This is a genomic window from Streptomyces sp. NPDC059897, from assembly GCF_042730865.1.
Classification (GTDB): Bacteria; Actinomycetota; Actinomycetes; order Streptomycetales; family Streptomycetaceae; genus Streptomyces.
Window position 1 is genome coordinate 168,178 of record NZ_JBHWKQ010000010.1, and the last position, 16,934, is coordinate 185,111.

Here is a 16,934-nt window from a genome sequence, read left to right on the forward strand (position 1 = left end):
GAGATGGTCGCTCGCCGCCGAGGGCGCCTGATCCGGTCGATCGCTGGCGAGGGCAGTGGGGGAAATCGGGTAGCGGGGCGGTGGGCGGCGGCGGGAGCATCGGGGCATGGCCTCACCTCCTTCCGCCGCCGGTGTGCGTACCCCCTGGAGTGGGCTCCCCGAGCCCGTTCGCCTCGGGGTCGAGGAGGTGCTCGGGGCGGGTGTCGTGGAGGCCGTGACGCAGGATGGGGGGTTTTCGCCGGGGGTTGCCGCGCGGGTTGTGCTGACCGATGGGCGGCGGGCGTTCGTGAAGGCCGTCAGTGGTGAGGTGAATGCGGTCAGTCCCCGGTTTCACCGGCGGGAGGCTCGCAATGCCGCCGCGCTGCCGGTCGGGGTGCCCGCTCCGCGGCTGCTCGGTGCGTACGACGACGGGACCTGGGTCGCCCTGGCCTTCGAGGACGTGGTGGGGCGGCAGCCCCATGTGCCGTGGCGGGCAGGGGAGTTGGCGCGGGTGCTGGGCGGGGTGGGGGAGTTGGCGCGGGTGCTCACGCCCGCCCCGTTTCCCGCGCGCGCCGTCGGTGAGGAGCTCGGTGAGCGCTTCAACGGGTGGCGGGTGCTGGTCGACGAGGGGCGGGTGGCGGACGCGGGCCTCGACCCGTGGGCCGTCCGAAACGCCGAGTGGCTGGCCGAACTCGCCGCGCCCTGGGGCGGATTCGCCTCCGGTGACACGCTCGCGCACGCCGATCTGCGTGCCGACAACATGCTGCTCACGCCGGACGGAGTCGTCTTCGTCGACTGGCCGCACGCCGTGCGCGCCGCCGCCTGGTTCGACCTGCTGCTCATGCTGCCGTGCGTGCGGGCGCAGGGCGGGCCGGAGCCGGAGGAGGTCTTCGCGGGGCATCCGCTCGGGCGTGCGGCCGACCCGGAAGGTGTCACGCGGACCCTCGCGGCGCTCGCCGGGTTCTTCCTGGAGCACGCGGCCCGGCCCGCGCCGCCCGGACTGCCCACCCTGCGGCCCTTCCAGCGCGCGCAGGGCGCCGCCGCCCTGGCCTGGCTGACGACCCGGCTCAGAAACCGTGCGGCGTACCCGCTGCCCGTACCAGACCTTCCGTGACCCGCGCGTCCTCGCCCATCTCGGGGTGCCACTGGACGCCCATCACCCAGGACATGCCGGGGAGTTCGACCGCCTCCACCGTGCCGTCGTCCGCGTGGGCCGAGGCGACCAGGCCCCTGCCGAGGCGGTCGACCGCCTGGTGGTGGTAGGTCGGGACCTCGGCGGGCTCCGGGACGAGGTCGCCGTAGCGGGTGCCCGGCACCGGGGTGACGGTGTGGGTGCCGAAGGTGCCCGTCTCCTTCACGTGGCCCTCGATGTGCTGCGTGAGCGTGCCACCGAGGGCGACGTTGAGCAGCTGCATGCCGCGGCAGATGCCGAGCAGCGGCGTACCGGACGTCAACGCGGCCCGGATCAGGGCGAGTTCCCAGGCGTCCCGCTCACCTGCTGCCGGGCCCGTACGCGGATCGCGCTCCGCCCCGTACCGGACCGGGTCCACGTCGGGGCCGCCCGCCACGATCACCCCGTCGAGCCTGGCCACCACCGACGGCGCGTGCTTCGGGTCGTCCGGGGGCGTCATCGCGGCCAGCCCGCCCGACTCCTGCACCAGCTGCGGATAGCCGGCGGGCAGCAGCGCCGCGGGCAGCTCCCAGATGCCCCAACTGGCCTTGTCCTCCAGGTAGGTGCTGATGCCGATCAGTGGCCTGCTCACCATGGTGTCGCGCTCCCCGATGCCGTTCCCCGATGCCGTACGTCCCGAGCACCCGAGCGTACGAGATCACGGAGCACGCCACCGGGGCGTTCAGCATGCGGGCAGCGCCACCGGGGCAGTGTCCACTCGGCGTGCCCCGTGGCTGCTTCCCTGGTGGCGGCCCGGCGATTACGTTGTGGTTCCGGTTGACCTGAGGAGGATCTTCCCGTGGCAGACCGCACATCCCCGATGGCCGTGGAGGAGCTGCACGCCCTCGTCGCGAGCGGCGAGATCGACACCGTGGTCCTCGCGTTCCCCGACATGCAGGGCCGCCTCCAGGGCAAGCGCTTCGCCGCCCGCTTCTTTCTCGACGAGGTCCTCGAACACGGCACGGAGGGCTGCAACTATCTGCTCGCCGTCGACACCGACATGAACACCGTCGACGGCTACGCGATGTCCTCCTGGGAACGTGGGTACGGCGACTTCGCCATGCGCCCCGACCTGGCCACCCTGCGCCGCGTCCCGTGGAACGCGGGTACCGCCATGGTCACCGCCGACCTCGCCTGGGACGACGGCTCCCCGGTCGTCGCCGCGCCCCGCCAGGTCTTGCGCCGCCAGCTGGAGCGCCTCGCCGAGCTCGGGCTCACCGCCCAGGTCGGCACCGAACTCGAGTTCATCGTCTTCAAGGACACGTACGAGCAGGCCTGGGACGCCGACTACCGAGGCCTCACCCCGGCCAATCAGTACAACATCGACTACTCCGTCCTCGGTACCGGCCGCATCGAGCCGCTGCTGCGCCGCATCCGCAACGAGATGGCGGGCGCCGGGCTCACCGTCGAGTCCGCCAAAGGGGAGTGCAATCCCGGTCAGCACGAGATCGCCTTCCGCTACGCCGAGGCCCTCGCCACCTGCGACCAGCACGCGATCTACAAGACCGGCGCCAAGGAGATCGCCGCGCAGGAGGGCTGCTCGCTCACCTTCATGGCGAAGTACAACGAGCGAGAAGGCAACTCCTGCCACATTCATCTCTCGCTCGCCGACGCCGATGGGGTGAACGTCATGGCCGGGTCCGGCGGGCACGGCATGTCCGAGCTCATGGGGCACTTCCTCGCAGGGCAGCTCGCCGCGCTGCGCGACTTCTCGCTCCTCTACGCGCCGAACATCAACTCCTACAAGCGGTTCCAGCCCGGCTCCTTCGCGCCGACCGCCGTCGCCTGGGGCCACGACAACCGCACCTGCGCGCTGCGCGTCGTCGGCCACGGCCGCTCGACCCGCTTCGAGAACCGGCTGCCCGGCGGGGACGTGAACCCGTATCTCGCGGTGGCAGGGCTCGTGGCGGCAGGTCTGTACGGGGTCGAGAACAAGCTGCGGCTCCCCGAGGCCTGCGCCGGGAACGCCTACACCGCAGGCTACGAGCACGTCCCCGCCACCCTGCGCGAGGCCGCCGAGCTCTGGGAGAACAGCCCCGTCGCGAAGGCCGCCTTCGGGGACGAGGTCGTCGCCCACTACCGCAACATGGCGCGCGTCGAGCTCGACGCGTACGACGCCGCCGTGACCGACTGGGAACTGCGCCGGGGATTCGAGCGGCTGTGATTCGAGAGGCTGTGAAAGGGAGCGCCTTGCTGCACGTACTGAACCCGGCCACGGAAGAGCTCGTGGCCACCGTCCCGCCCGCCACCCGCGCGGACGTCGACACCGCCGTCGTCCGCGCCACCGGAGCCCAGCGCGCCTGGGCGGCCGTCGCCCCCGCCGACCGGGCCCGGCTGCTGCGCCGCTTCGCCGCCACGGTCGACCAACACATCGAAGAACTGGCCCAGTTGGAGGTTCGCGAGGCCGGCCACCTCATCGGCAACGCACGCTGGGAGGCCGGGAACGTACGCGATCTGCTGGAGTACGCGGCCGGCGGCGTCGAGCGGCTGACCGGCCGTCAGATCCCGGTGGCCGGCGGCCTCGACGTCACACTCCTCGAACCGCTCGGCGTCGTCGGCGTCATCGCGCCGTGGAACTTCCCGATGCCGATCGCCGCCTGGGGCGCCGCCCCGGCCCTCGCGGCGGGCAACGCGGTCGTCCTCAAGCCCGCCGAGACCACCCCGCTGACCGCCCTGCGGCTCGCCGAACTCGCCCTGGAGGCCGGGCTTCCGGAGGGGCTTTTCCAGGTACTCCCGGGCGAGGGCCCGGTCGCCGGTGACGCCCTCGTCGAGCACCCGGGCGTCGCCAAGATCGTGTTCACCGGCTCCGCCCGCGTCGGTAAGCAGGTCATGGCCAAGTGCGCCGACCAGGTGAAGCGCGTGACCCTCGAACTCGGCGGCAAGAGCCCGAACATCGTGTTCGCCGACGCGGACGTCGAGGCCGCGGCGCTCGCCACCCCCATGTCGTTCCTCGACAACTCCGGCCAGGACTGCTGCGCCCGCACCCGCATCCTCGTCCAGCGGTCCGTGTACGAGCGGTACCTGGAGCTGCTCGCGCCGGCCGTGGAGTCGGTCGTCGTCGGCGACCCGTCCGACGAGAAGACGCAGATGGGGCCGCTCATCTCCAAGGCGCAGCTGGAGCGGGTGCGGTCCTACGTCCCGCTGTGCGAGCCCGCGATCAGGGGCGCCGCGCCGCAGGGCCCCGGCTTCTGGTTCCCGCCCACCGTCCTCACCGGCGCCGCCCCCGACGCCCGGGCCGCCGTCGAGGAGGTCTTCGGCCCGGTCGCCGTCGTCCTCCCCTTCGACGACGAGGCGGACGCCGTACGGCTCGCGAACGCCACCGAGTACGGGCTGTCCGGCTCGATCTGGACCCGCGACGTGGGCCGCGCGCTGCGCGTCTCCGGGGCTGTCCGCGCTGGGAACCTGTCCGTCAACTCGCATGCCAGCGTGCGCTACGGGACCCCGTTCGGCGGCTACAAGCAGTCGGGCGTCGGCCGCGAACTCGGCCCCGACGCCCTCGCCGCCTTCACCGAGACCAAGAACGTCTTCATCAGCACGGAGGCCTGAACCCCTTATGAGCGAAGAGATCATCTGCCGCCGCCTCGTCGGCCGCACCGCCGTCATCACCGGCGCCGGCAGCGGCATCGGCCTCGCCACCGCGCGCCGTCTCGCCTCCGAGGGCGCGCACGTCGTCTGCGGGGACATCGACGAGAGCGCGGGCATGAAGGCGGCCGAGGACGTCGGCGGCACCTTCGTCCAGGTCGACGTCACCGACGCCGAGCAGATCGAGGCGCTGTTCCAGACCGCGTACGACACCTACGGCAGCGTCGACATCGCCTTCAACAACGCGGGCATCTCGCCGCCCGACGACGACTCGATCCTCGACACCGGCCTGGAGGCCTGGAAGCGGGTCCAGGAGGTCAACCTGACCTCCGTGTACCTGTGCTGCAAGGCCGCCATCCCGTACATGCGGCGCCAGGGGAGGGGCTCCATCATCAACACGGCGTCGTTCGTGGCCCGGATGGGCGCCGCCACCTCGCAGATCTCGTACACCGCGTCCAAGGGCGGCGTCCTCGCCATGTCGCGCGAGCTCGGCGTGCAGTTCGCGCGCGAGGGCATCCGGGTGAACGCCCTGTGCCCCGGACCGGTCAACACCCCGCTCCTGCAAGAGCTGTTCGCCAAGGACCCGGAGCGGGCGGCGCGCCGGCTCGTGCACATTCCGGTCGGCCGGTTCGCCGAGGCGACCGAGATCGCGGCGGCCGTCGCCTTCCTCGCCAGCGACGACGCGGCATTCGTGAACGCCACCGACTTCCTGGTCGACGGCGGCATTTCCGGCGCGTATGTGACACCGGCGTGAGAACCCTGTGAGTGGCGCGCTGACGCGTGTACGGTCCACTCACATGCGTAACAGACATGTTGCCGCGTGGACCTCGGTCGCGGCCGCCGCCCTGCTGGCGGCCGCGGGCCTCGCCACACCCGCGGCCGCCGCCACGTCCGCACGACCCGCCTCCGCCCACTGCCCCCAGCTGTCGACGAAGCTGCCCTGGTACGGCCAGAACCGGGCCAAGCTCCAGCGCATGATCGACGAGCGGGGGATCTGCGGCGGGCACAAGGGCCCGCGTCCCGTCGCCGCCTTCGACTGGGACAACACCGTCGCCAAGAACGACGTCACCGACGCGACCATCGCCTGGTCGCTCAAGCACGACAAGATCCTGCGGCCCGCGAGCTGGAAGCAGACCAGCAAGTGGATGACCGACGACGCCGACAAGGCGCTCACCGCCGCCTGCGGCACGGACGTCCCGGTGGGCGCCCCGCTGCCCACCTCCACCGACACCGACTGCACGGACGAGATCTTCAACATCCGTGAGTCAGGCGAGACGATGAGCGGCGCCGCCGCCTTCGCGGGCGAGTGGAACCACCGCCGCACCGTCCCCCAGTACGCCTGGGTGCCCCAGCTGTTCGCGGGACACACCGTCCCCGAACTGGAGTCGTACGCCGCCGCGGCCCGCGCCGAGGCGCTCGCCGCGCCCGTCGGCTCCACCCAGAAGCTCGGCACGCACACCATCCCCGGGTACGTGCGCTATTACGAGCAGCAGCGCGACCTGATCCGTACGTTGCAGCGCGCAGGCTTCGACGTCTACATCGTCTCCGCCGGGTCGGAGCCGGTGACCGAGGTCTGGTCGAAGGGCGTCGGCATCGACCGCGCACACACCATCGCCATCCGGTCGGTCCTCGACCACGAGGGCCGCATCACCACGTACAACGAGGGCTGCGGCGGCGTCGGCGTGAACCAGGGCGAGGCCATCCCGTACATCGACGGCAAGCGCTGCTGGATCAACCAGGACATCTTCCACGTCAAGGGGAAGTCGGCCTGGGAGAAGCAGCGCTGGGACAAGCGCATCGCGCTCGGCGGCGGTGACGCCGACACCGACGTGACCTTCGTCGGCGACGCGACCGGCGCCCACCTCGTCCTCAACCGCAACAAGCCCGAGATCATGTGCCGGGCCTACGACAACGCCGACGGACGCTGGGTCGCCAACCCGATGTTCATCGAGCCGCTGCCGCGGAAGACCGGCACGTACCCGTGCTCCACCGCCGGGTACAACAAGCCGGAGGGCGGCTTCGGACCGCTGCTCAGGGACGACGGCTCGGTCGTCCCCGACCAGGCCGACTCCATCCACGGATAGCGGACAGGCGTAGGGGGGTGGGGGCTACAGGAACGTGTAGCCCTCGCCCCGGTACGTCGGGACCGTCTCCACGACCCGGTCGCCCGACACCAGCCGCAACGTCTCGAACCGTTCGCACAGCTCCCCGGCCTTCGCGTGCCGGAACCACACCTTGTCCCCGATGAGCAGGTCGTCCGCGGCCGAGCCCAGCAGCGGCGTCTGCACCTCGCCGGGACCCTCCTGCGGGTCGTAGCGCAGCCCCTCCGGCAGATACGGCACCGGAAGCCGGTCGCCGCCCGCCGCGCCCGAGGCCGGATACCCGCCGCCGAGCACGGTGACGACACCGACGCCCGGCCTGCGCACCACGGGCTGCGCGAACAGCGCGGCGGGCCGCCCCGTGAACGACGTGTAGTTGTCGAAGAGCCGCGGGACGTAGAGCCCCGACCCCGCCGCGATCTCGGTCACGGCCGCCTCCGCCGCCGTGTGCTGCACGCTCCCCGTGCCGCCCCCGTTCACGAACTCCAGGTCGGGCGCCACGGCCCGCACCGCGCGCACCACTTCGGCCCGCCGCACCGCCAGCTCCTTGCGGGCCGCCGCCTGCATCAGCCGGATCGCCCGCGAGCGCACAGGGCGCCCGGCCAGCGAGTCCCCGACACCCGCCACATGACCCTCGTACGCCATGATCCCCGCGAGCCGGAAGCCCGGGCGGCGGGTCACGACGCGGGCCAGGTCCGCGAGTTGGGAGGGCGTACGCAGCGGGGACCTCAGCGCGCCGACCCGGACCCGGCCGCCGAGCGTCCGCCACGAGGTGTCCAGCTCGACGCAGACCCTGATCTCCTCCTGGCCCCCGTCCCGCGCGCCCTCGATCAGCCTGAGCTGCGCCGGGTCGTCGACCATCACGGTCACGGCCGCCGCCAGCTTCGGGTCGTGCGCCAGCTCCGCGAAACCGGAGCGGTCGGCCGACGGATAGGCGAGGAGCACGTCGTCGAATCCGGAGCGCGCGAGCCACAGCGACTCGGCGAGGGTGAACGACATGATCCCGGCGAAGCCCGGCTTCGCGAGCACCCGTTCCAACAGGGCGCGGGAGCGCACGGACTTGCTGGCGACGCGGATCGGCTTGCCGGCGGCCCGGCGCACCAGGTCGTCGGCGTTGGCGTCGAACGCGTCCAGGTCGACGATCGCCAGTGGGGCGTCGAGATGAGCGGTGGCCCGGTCGTACCGGGCCCGATCGGCGGCGCGCGGTGTCATGGCCGAAGCCTGCCAGACAGGTTTACCGCAGGGTAGGGGGACGGATGGTGATGGATCGGTCGATCCCGTGTGCGCGGTACGCGTTGACCTGGTCGGGCCCGTTAGAGTGACGCGCACGCAGGCTGAGGAAACGGGGGAGCATGAGCACGGAAGCCCGGCGCGTCCCGCCGCGCCCCTCGACCCCGCCCCGGCCCACCGAACTTCCCCCCACGGCCCCACCGTTGCCCTCTATACCCCCGCCGGCCGAACAGCCCGCCGCCCCGCCGCCCCCGGCCCCCTCGACCCGCCTCCCGGACGCACCCCGCCCGGCGTCGACGGGCACTCCGCTTCCGCCCGAGGCGCCGGCCGAGCCGAAGGAGACGCACGCGGAGACCACCACCCGACTGAGGCCTGTCCCTCCAGCCCCGGGTGGGCAAAATCCAGCCCCTGCGGCGATTGAGCAGCGGGGCCCGGGGCAGAGCCCCGCGACCGCACCCCCGGTGCCGCCGATGCCCCCGGTCCCACCACAGCCCGCACGCCGCCCCATAGGCAGCGTCGACCTCACCCCCCACCCGGAAACGGCCGGCAGGCCCTTCGTTCGGTTCGCGCCCCCCGCCCATTACGACGACCGCACCACGCTCCTGCGCCCCATCGGCGCCCGCCTGAAGCCGCGGACCGCCGCCATCGCGGCCTGCCTCGTGCTCGGCCTCGGGCTCATCGGGGGCGCCACGACGGGCTCCCTGCTCACGGGCGGCGACAGCGGCCCCCCGTCCGTACAGACCGCGTACCGCGAGGCGGGCCAGCTCTGGCACGGCGTCCCCGTCGACGAACTGTTCCCGCGCACGCTCAAGGGCGGGGGCGCGGGCCCCGGCCGGGCCGACCGCACCTGGACGCGGATAGCCGTCGCCCCCGACGCGACCTGCACGGACGCCTTCGACCCGCTGCTGCGCAAGGCGCTGCGCTCGGCCGGCTGCCTGCGCCTGCTGCGCGCCACGTACGCCGACGCCACACAGAGCAGCGTCACCACGGTCGGACTGCTGTTCACCAAGGCGGACGCGGAGGCCACCCAGGCGCTGCGCTCCCGCTTCATGGAGCAGGGCCTGGACCGGCGCGACGACCTCATGCCCCGGCCCTACGCCGCCAAGGGCACCCTCGCCGCCGGCTTCGGCGACCGCCAGCGCGCGTCCTGGGCGATCAACATCCTGACCGACGCCCCCGTCGTCGTCTACGCGGTCTCCGGCTTCGCCGACGGCCGCACCGTCAGCGAGCCGCAGCCCGCCGCCGACGCCATGAAGCCCGGCGCCACCAGCGCCCCCGCCCAGGCGGGCCTCGGCCACGACGCGCAGGGCGTCGCCGACCGGATCGAACGCGACCTGCGCAAGACGGTCAAGAAGACCGCCGACCGGGACACGGAGCAGTAGCCGTCATGAAGCGTCAGCACACGATCGCCGCGATCGGCACCGCGGCCGTCCTCGCGCTGCTCCCCGCCACCGCGGCCCACGCCGACTCGGTCCGCGCCCAGCAGTGGGGCCTCACCGCGCTGCACTCCGACGAGGCCTGGGAGACGACGCGCGGCAAGGGTGTCACCGTCGCCGTCCTGGACACCGGCGTCGACGACGAGCACCCGGACCTCGAGGGGAACGTGCTGCCCGGCAAGGACCTCATCGGCTTCGGCGCCGAGCGCGGCGACCGCCCCTGGGCCCGGCACGGCACCGCCATCGCGGGCATCATCGCGGGCCACGGGCACGGCAAGGACGACGGCGACGGCGTCATGGGCGTGGCCCCGCAGGCGAAGATCCTGCCGGTCCGGGTGATCCTGGAGGACGGCGACCCGTCCCGCTCGAAGGCCCGCGAGTCCCGCGGCAACGCCCTCGCGGACGGCATCCGCTGGGCCGCCGACCACGGCGCCGACGTCATCAACCTCTCCCTCGGCGACGACTCGAACACCGCGCACCCCGAGGCCAGTGAGGACGCCGCCGTCCAGTACGCGCTGAAGAAGGGCGTCTCCGTCGTCGCCTCCGCGGGCAACGGCGGCGAGCAGGGCGACCGCGCCTCCTACCCGGCCGCGTACCCCGGAGTCATCACCGCCACGGCCGTCGACCCGTCCGGCGACCGTGCCTCGTTCTCCACCCGCCGCTGGTACGCCTCCGTCGCCGCGCCCGGACGGGGCATCGTCACGGCCGACCCGGACCGCAAGTACTACTCGGCGTGGGGGACGAGCGCCGCCTCCGCGTTCGTGTCCGGGGCCGTCGCGCTGGTGCGGGCCGCCCACCCCGGGCTGAGCCCCGCGCAGATCAAGAAGCTCATGGAGGACACGGCCGACGACCCGCCCTCGGGCGGCCGTGACGACTCCCGCGGCTTCGGCCTCGTCGACCCGGCCGCCGCGATCACCGCGGGCGCGAAGCTGAAGCCGCAGCGCCTGACCCCGGCCTCGTACGGCGAGAAGTACTTCGGCCCCGGGCCCGACGACGACTCCGACGGTTCCCTCGCCACGTGGGCGGGGACGCTCGCGGGCGCCGTCGGGGTGGTGCTGCTCGGCGTGGCCGGCTACCTGTGGCGCGGCCACCGCCTCACGCGCCGCCGCTGACCACCGGCACGGCGGCCCGCGCCACGCCCTCGACGAGCGCGATGCCCGCGTCCTTCGTGGCGCTCCCGTGGGAGACCACGGCCAGCAGGTACCGCCGGCCCTCCACCCGGACCCGTCCGATGCTGTTGACGACCCAGAGACCCGTGGTGCCGCGCGGCAGCCACCCGTTCTTCAGCTCGGCCCCGTCACCAGCGGCGGACACGCCCCACACCTGATCGCCGCGCACGTTCCCCATGAGCCCCTGGACGTACGCCCGCGCGGCCTCGGCGAGCACGGGCCCCTCGGACACCCCGAACACCTGCTCAAGCAGGGCGAGTTGATCGTCCGCCGTGGTCTGGGTGAGCCCCCACAGCCCATCGGCGCCCCCGCTGGTCGCGGTGAGCCCGAGCCGCTCGTTCGCCGCGTCGAGCCCGGCGGCCCCGCCCAGCTCCTTCCAGAGCACGGTCGTCGCGTCGTTGTCGCTGTTCTGGATCATCGCGGCGGCGTACGCACGCTCCCGCGCGGTCGGCGCCCGCCCCTCGTCCTGCGCCCGCAACAGCGACGCGGCGAGGACGTCGACCTTCACGATGCTCGCGGTGTCGTACGTTCCGGGCCCCGAGGCGTACGAGGCCCTCGTCCCGGCGGTCTCGTCCAGGACGGCGACGGAGACCCCGCCCGCGTGCCCGCGCACGGCCGTCTCCACCGCCCCGGCCAGCTCGGCGTCCCTGCGCACGGCCACGGGCGACCTCCCTTTCGGTCCCAGGGTCCGCCGGGAGTCCCGCCGGGCCCACTCGGTAGGCTCGGTGAACGTGGCGAACAAGAACATTCCCGACTCCGGCTTCTCCGACGACGACGGTACGGCGGACCCGCACCTGACCGAGGCCCTGGCCGCGTGGTCCCGGGACCGCACGGCCCACGGCCCGGTCCTGGCGGCGCTCAAGGGCACCCGGCTGCTCGTCCCCGTGGTCGCCGTGCTCGGCGAGGTCGAGGAGGACGAGAACGGCCTGCGCCGAGAGAAGACGAGCGACATGGCCGTCCCGACGCTGAAGGCCGCGGGCCGCAAGGCGCTCCCGGCCTTCACCTCGATCGCGTCGCTCGCCCTCTGGGACCCCGAGGCCCGTCCGGTCGCCGTCCCGCTGCACCAGGCGCTCCAGGCCGCCGCCCACGAGAAGGCCGACACCGTCGTCCTCGACGTCGCGGGACCCGTCCCGTACGAGCTGACGGGACCGGCCCTGTACGCGATCGCCGAGGGCCGCAGCGACACCGACCCGCTCGCCGACCCGGCCGTCCGGGAGGCCGTGCGCGCCGCGGTCGCCGCCGAGCCGTCCGTGGCCCGCGCCCACCTGGGCCCCGGCGAGTCGGACGGCACGCTCGCCCTGGTCCTCGACGCCGGCGCCGACGTCCAGGCCGCGGCCCGGGCTGTCGCCACCCGCATCGCCGCCGACGAAACACTGAGGGCCCGCCTGGTGCGCGGCCTCGACCTGGCACTCCTGCCGGTCGAGGCGACGCCCCCGGGCGAGCCCCTCTACGTACGTCAGTGATGTCGGCTACGTACGTAGTACGTAGCGGTGTGCTACTCAGCCGTACACGGGGCCCGTGTACTTCTCGCCGGGGCCCTTGCCCGGCTCGTCCGGCACCACGGACGCCTCGCGGAACGCGAGCTGCAGCGACTTCAGGCCGTCCTTCAGGGGAGCGGCGTGGAAGGAGCTGATCTCCGTCGCGCTGCCGTCGAGCAGGCCCGCCAGGGCGTGGATCAGCTTGCGCGCCTCGTCGAGGTCCTTGTGGGCGTCGCCCTCCTCGGTGAGGCCGAGCTTCACCGCGGCGGCGCTCATCAGGTTCACCGCGACCGTCACGATGACTTCTACGGCGGGCACCTCGGCGATGTCGCGGGTCAGCGCGTCGTAGTCGGGGTTGTCGGTTGCGGGGGTCGCGTCACTCATGGGCCCCACGATATGTCGCGCGCACTCGATTGGGCGCACCCCCCAAACCCTGCTAACCTTGTGTAACGACCGGCCGGACGCACGTCCTCTTGGACAGGTGACCGGCCCACAAGTGGAGGCTCCGATCTCCCACCTGACCGCCCGACCAGGGCGGTGGGTCACCGGTCAGACGGTCCCCGTCGTTCCGTACGGACGACGGAGCCGTCCGAGATTGCGCCCCGCGGTTCACCGTGGCGGTGTTCCGGTAGTTCTTGGAGCCCCGCATGTGTACCGTCCGGGGCATTTTTTGTGTGTCGGCGCGGTTGGTACTTACGTCACAAACGTACGCGGCGGTCCGCCAGGCCGTCGTGTGGTGCTACCGAGGAGGATCCATCAGCGCCGAGCCCCGCATCAACGACCGGATTCGCGTTCCCGAAGTGCGACTTGTCGGTCCCAGCGGCGAGCAGGTCGGGATTGTTCCGCTTGCCAAGGCCCTTGAGCTTGCTCAGGAGTACGACCTCGACCTGGTCGAGGTGGCGGCGAACGCCCGTCCGCCCGTATGCAAGCTCATGGACTACGGGAAGTTCAAGTACGAGTCGGCCATGAAGGCCCGTGAGGCGCGCAAGAACCAGGCGCACACGGTCATCAAGGAGATGAAGCTCCGGCCGAAGATCGACCCGCACGACTATGACACCAAGAAGGGTCACGTCGTCCGGTTCCTCAAGCAGGGCGACAAGGTCAAGATCACGATCATGTTCCGTGGTCGCGAGCAGTCCCGGCCGGAGCTCGGCTTCCGACTGCTGCAGCGTCTCGCGAACGACGTCCAGGACCTCGGGTTCATCGAGTCGAACCCGAAGCAGGACGGCCGAAACATGATCATGGTCCTCGGTCCGCACAAGAAGAAGACCGAGGCGATGGCCGAGGCCCGCGAGGCTCAGGCCGCTCGCAAGGCCGACGCGAAGGCCAATCCCGGCAAGTCGCAGAACGTTGCCGAGGACCAGGCCGACGAGGACGTCGCCGAGGCCCCCGCCGAGGCTCCGGCCGAGGCATGATCCGTGCGGCGCACAGCCCGTGCGCCACGGATACCAACTGACACAACTGACGTTCCATCACGGCCGGTTCGAGCCACGCACGGACCGGCCCGGGAGCGCCACTGACGAGGAGAGAACGGCGCCATGCCGAAGAACAAGTCGCACAGCGGTGCCAGCAAGCGCTTCAAGGTCACCGGCTCCGGCAAGGTGCTCCGTGAGCGCGCCGGCAAGCGCCACCTGCTCGAGCACAAGTCGTCCCGCGTGACGCGTCGCCTCACCGGCAACGCCGAGATGGCCCCGGGCGACGCCGCGAAGATCAAGAAGCTTCTCGGCAAGTGATGTACGGGCGCACCAGCGCCCTGTACGTCGGCTAGACCGGGACCCAATCGAATTCGGGCCGGGTGAAGACAACCCCGGCCCCGCTACAAGGAGTTAACAGTGGCACGCGTCAAGCGCGCGGTGAACGCGCACAAGAAGCGTCGGGCGATCCTCGAGCAGGCCAGCGGCTACCGCGGTCAGCGTTCGCGCCTGTACCGCAAGGCGAAGGAGCAGGTCACCCACTCCCTCGTCTACAACTACAACGACCGCAAGAAGCGCAAGGGCGACTTCCGTCAGCTGTGGATCCAGCGCATCAACGCCGCTGCCCGCCAGAACGGCATGACGTACAACCGCCTCATCCAGGGTCTGAAGGCCGCCAACATCGAGGTGGACCGCAAGATGCTGGCCGAGCTGGCCGTGAACGACATCAACGCGTTCGCCGCCCTCGTCGAGGTCGCGCAGAAGGCGCTCCCGGCCGACGTGAACGCGCCCAAGGCTGCGTGAACGCTCCGCTGAGCCGTATGTGACGTGGGACCCGCAAGCCGGTTGGCTTGCGGGTCCCACGTTGTTCGGGCCCTCCGTCACCGCATGCCGCACCGCGCGGGGCTCCGCCCCGGGCCCCGCGCCTCAATCGCCGGCGGGGCTCAATAGGTGCCGCCCCGCCTTGGGCAATCTGCCGCCTTGGGCGGCAGGGTGGGCAAGGCGGCGCCCGGTGCGGCGCGCCCCTTCCTCAGGCCCCAACCCCGTCATCCTCCCGAAAGTTAGGCGCATGGTCGCAACGCCCGAGTTGATCTCACCCAAGTCGCCCCGCGTGAGCGCCGCGCGGCGGCTGGCCAAGCGGAACTTCCGGGGGAAGGAGCGGCTGTTCCTCGCGGAGGGGCCGCAGGCCGTGCGGGAGGCCGCGGCGCACGGCGGGCTCGTCGAGATGTTCGCGACCGTCGACGCCGCCGAGCGCTACGCCGACATCGTCGGGGAGGCCAGGGACGCGGGCGCCCGCGTGCACCTCGCCGAAGAGGACGTCATCGGTGACATCTCGACGACGGTCACCCCGCAGGGCCTCGTCGGTGTGTGCCGGTTCCTCGACACGCCGTTCGAGGAGATCCTCGCCGCGCGGCCCAAGCTCGTCGCCGTCCTCGCGCACGTGCGCGATCCCGGGAACGCCGGGACCGTGCTGCGGTGCGCCGATGCGGCGGGGGCGGAGGCTGTTGTGCTGACCGATGCGTCCGTCGACCTGTACAACCCGAAGGCCGTGCGGGCTTCCGTCGGCTCCCTGTTCCACCTGCCCGTGGCCGTCGGCGTACCCGTCGAGGAGGCCGTCGCCGGGCTCAAGGAGGCGGGGGTCCGGATCGTCGCCGCCGACGGGGCGGGGGAGGACGATCTCGACGCCGAACTGGACCAGGGGACCATGGGCGCCGCCACCGCCTGGGTGTTCGGGAACGAGGCCTGGGGCCTGCCGGAGGAGACCCGCGCACTCGCCGACGCCGTCGTGCGCGTGCCCATCCACGGCAAGGCCGAGAGCCTCAACCTCGCGACGGCCGCCGCCGTGTGCCTGTACGCCTCCGCGCGTGCGCAGCGTGCCCCAGGAGGGTGCCGCTCCGTCACTCCCGGCTAGTAGGGTGACTCCTCCGGATCGACCGCCGGGAGGGGGAGCGCGGGAGATGAGCGTCGTCAATGGCAGCGGCTCGCGCGGCCTGACCGGATCCGACGCGTCCGGTCCCGAAGGGCTCGCCGCGCTCGGCGTGCACCCCGACGACCTGCCCGACGGCCTCGTCGTCGCGGACGAGCACGGCCGCGTCATCTGCTTCAACGCCGCCGCGCAGCGCATCACGGCGGTCCGCGCGGACACCGCCCTGGACGCCCCGCTCGACCGCGTCCTGCCGTTGGAGGACCTCGAAGGGCGGCGCTGGTGGCAGCTCACCGACCCGTACGGCGGGCTCGCGACCAGGGTCGGGCAGCCGGAGCGGAATCTGTTACTGCCGGGCGGCCGGGAGGTCCTGGTCACCGCGCGTTACGTGCGCGTGCGACCGACCGGGCCCGTGCGCCGCGTCGTCGTGTCGCTGCGGGACACCGAGGCCCGGCGGCGTACCGAGCGCAGTCACGCGGAGCTGATCGCCACCGTCGCCCACGAGCTGCGCTCCCCGCTCACCTCGGTCAAGGGCTTCACCGCGACGCTGCTCGCCAAGTGGGAGCGGTTCACGGACGAGCAGAAGCGGCTGATGCTGGAGACCGTCGACGCCGACGCGAACCGGGTGACCCGGCTGATCGCCGAGCTGCTCGACATCTCCCGCATCGACTCCGGGCGGCTCGAACTGCGCCGCCAGCCCGTCGACATCGCGGCCGCCGTCTCCCGGCACATCCAGGCGCACGTCGCCTCGGGCCAGTCGGCCGACCGGTTCCTGCTGCGCGTCAAGCATCCGCTGCCCGACCCGTGGGCCGATCCCGACAAGGTCGACCAGGTGCTGAGCAACTTGCTGGAAAACGCCGTGCGCCACGGCGAGGGAACCGTCACCATTGACGTAGAGCCCACCACGCCCACCGGCACATCGGTCACCGTGTCCGACGAGGGCACCGGCATCCCGGAGGAGTCCATGAACCGCGTCTTCACCCGCTTCTGGCGGGGCAGCAAGCGCGGTGGCACGGGCCTCGGGCTCTACATCGTGAAGGGCATCGTGGAGGCCCACGGCGGGACGATCACCGTCGGCCGGGCCCCCGGCGGCGGCGCCGAGTTCCGATTTACGTTGCCCGTGGCGACGCCGGCGTATCTCACCAGCTGATCCCCAGCGGACGAGCGCAGGCACCACGGGCGGAACACCCACCTCACCCCCGCTAGACGAGGAGGTCCGAGCCCCCGCCTGCGCGGATTGGTCCGGCACGCACGCTCGCGGCGTTGTCGTCGGTTGCCGACGCTCCGCGTCGTCGCCCTCCTCCGCCTTGCGATCGCACGCACCAGACCAATCCGCGCCCGCCCTGCGGGCGGACGACGGGGGCTCGGACCTCCTCGTCTAGACTCGTCCTTTGGCACGTTTGCGTCCCCGCCACTCGACGGCCGTCGAACGCGTCTGCGGGACCATCAGCCAC

At 72.3% G+C, this 16,934-nt stretch carries 17 protein-coding genes; 13 read left to right on the top strand and 4 right to left on the bottom strand.

Annotation, left to right across the window (positions count from 1 at the left end; all coding sequences use genetic code 11):
• Positions 1-106: 106 nt before the first annotated feature.
• Positions 107-1,093 (top strand): phosphotransferase family protein, encoded by a 987-nt coding sequence (locus tag ACFV9W_RS14305; RefSeq protein WP_385759696.1) that lies wholly within the window; start codon positions 107-109, stop codon positions 1,091-1,093.
• Here the strand turns inward: ACFV9W_RS14305 and ACFV9W_RS14310 are convergent.
• Positions 1,047-1,745: a gamma-glutamyl-gamma-aminobutyrate hydrolase family protein gene (locus ACFV9W_RS14310; RefSeq protein ID WP_385759698.1), complete on the bottom strand. Its 699-nt coding sequence runs from the start codon at positions 1,743-1,745 to the stop codon at positions 1,047-1,049. The genes ACFV9W_RS14305 and ACFV9W_RS14310 overlap by 47 nt on opposite strands.
• 204 nt (positions 1,746-1,949) lie before the next feature.
• Here ACFV9W_RS14310 and ACFV9W_RS14315 point away from each other — a divergent pair, with 204 nt between their 5' ends.
• Genes ACFV9W_RS14315 through ACFV9W_RS14330 form a run of 4 tightly spaced genes read left to right on the top strand, consistent with a single transcriptional unit; the run spans position 1,950 to position 6,816 of the window.
• Positions 1,950-3,314: a glutamine synthetase family protein gene (locus ACFV9W_RS14315; RefSeq protein ID WP_385759701.1), complete on the top strand. Its 1,365-nt coding sequence runs from the start codon at positions 1,950-1,952 to the stop codon at positions 3,312-3,314.
• 26 nt (positions 3,315-3,340) lie between these two features.
• Positions 3,341-4,696 (top strand): aldehyde dehydrogenase family protein, encoded by a 1,356-nt coding sequence (locus ACFV9W_RS14320; protein WP_385759704.1) that lies wholly within the window; start codon positions 3,341-3,343, stop codon positions 4,694-4,696.
• A 7-nt stretch (positions 4,697-4,703) separates the two neighbouring features.
• Positions 4,704-5,486 (top strand): 3-oxoacyl-ACP reductase, encoded by a 783-nt coding sequence (locus ACFV9W_RS14325; RefSeq protein WP_385759707.1) that lies wholly within the window; start codon positions 4,704-4,706, stop codon positions 5,484-5,486.
• 43 nt (positions 5,487-5,529) lie between these two features.
• A complete protein-coding gene (locus tag ACFV9W_RS14330) occupies positions 5,530-6,816 on the top strand; it encodes a haloacid dehalogenase-like hydrolase (RefSeq protein ID WP_385759710.1) in 1,287 nt (428 codons plus the stop codon).
• 24 nt (positions 6,817-6,840) lie between these two features.
• Here ACFV9W_RS14330 and ACFV9W_RS14335 read toward each other — a convergent pair whose 3' ends face one another.
• Positions 6,841-8,043, bottom strand: a complete 1,203-nt coding sequence (locus ACFV9W_RS14335) for an amino acid deaminase/aldolase (protein WP_385759713.1) — start codon at positions 8,041-8,043, stop codon at positions 6,841-6,843.
• 488 nt (positions 8,044-8,531) lie between these two features.
• Between ACFV9W_RS14335 and ACFV9W_RS14340 the strand changes: the two genes are divergently transcribed.
• Positions 8,532-9,443 (top strand): hypothetical protein, encoded by a 912-nt coding sequence (locus ACFV9W_RS14340; RefSeq protein WP_385759716.1) that lies wholly within the window; start codon positions 8,532-8,534, stop codon positions 9,441-9,443.
• A gap of 5 nt (positions 9,444-9,448) precedes the next feature.
• Positions 9,449-10,609: a type VII secretion-associated serine protease mycosin gene (gene mycP / locus ACFV9W_RS14345; protein ID WP_385759718.1), complete on the top strand. Its 1,161-nt coding sequence runs from the start codon at positions 9,449-9,451 to the stop codon at positions 10,607-10,609.
• Here the strand turns inward: mycP and ACFV9W_RS14350 are convergent.
• Positions 10,593-11,327, bottom strand: coding sequence for a serine hydrolase (locus tag ACFV9W_RS14350; RefSeq protein WP_385759721.1), 735 nt, complete (start codon positions 11,325-11,327; stop codon positions 10,593-10,595). The genes mycP and ACFV9W_RS14350 overlap by 17 nt on opposite strands.
• 70 nt (positions 11,328-11,397) lie before the next feature.
• On the opposite strand from ACFV9W_RS14350, the gene ACFV9W_RS14355 reads away from it, so the two are divergent.
• Entirely contained in the window at positions 11,398-12,129 is a 732-nt protein-coding gene (locus tag ACFV9W_RS14355) for an SseB family protein (RefSeq protein WP_385759724.1), read from the top strand.
• A gap of 36 nt (positions 12,130-12,165) precedes the next feature.
• Here the strand turns inward: ACFV9W_RS14355 and ACFV9W_RS14360 are convergent, their stop codons facing one another.
• Positions 12,166-12,528, bottom strand: a complete 363-nt coding sequence (locus ACFV9W_RS14360) for a DUF1844 domain-containing protein (protein WP_385759727.1) — start codon at positions 12,526-12,528, stop codon at positions 12,166-12,168.
• A gap of 347 nt (positions 12,529-12,875) precedes the next feature.
• On the opposite strand from ACFV9W_RS14360, the gene infC reads away from it, so the two are divergent.
• From infC to ACFV9W_RS14385, 5 genes are all read left to right on the top strand, one after another.
• Entirely contained in the window at positions 12,876-13,559 is a 684-nt protein-coding gene (gene infC, locus ACFV9W_RS14365; RefSeq protein WP_385759876.1) for a translation initiation factor IF-3, read from the top strand.
• 123 nt (positions 13,560-13,682) lie between these two features.
• The gene (rpmI, locus tag ACFV9W_RS14370; RefSeq protein ID WP_004933563.1) at positions 13,683-13,877 is read left to right on the top strand and encodes a 50S ribosomal protein L35; all 195 of its coding nucleotides are present in this window, start codon (positions 13,683-13,685) and stop codon (positions 13,875-13,877) included.
• A gap of 99 nt (positions 13,878-13,976) precedes the next feature.
• Entirely contained in the window at positions 13,977-14,360 is a 384-nt protein-coding gene (rplT, locus tag ACFV9W_RS14375) for a 50S ribosomal protein L20 (RefSeq protein ID WP_266721589.1), read from the top strand.
• A gap of 265 nt (positions 14,361-14,625) precedes the next feature.
• Positions 14,626-15,468, top strand: coding sequence for a TrmH family RNA methyltransferase (locus ACFV9W_RS14380; protein WP_385759732.1), 843 nt, complete (start codon positions 14,626-14,628; stop codon positions 15,466-15,468).
• Between the two features lie 46 nt (positions 15,469-15,514).
• Positions 15,515-16,630: an ATP-binding protein gene (locus tag ACFV9W_RS14385; RefSeq protein ID WP_385759734.1), complete on the top strand. Its 1,116-nt coding sequence runs from the start codon at positions 15,515-15,517 to the stop codon at positions 16,628-16,630.
• Positions 16,631-16,934: the final 304 nt, after the last annotated feature.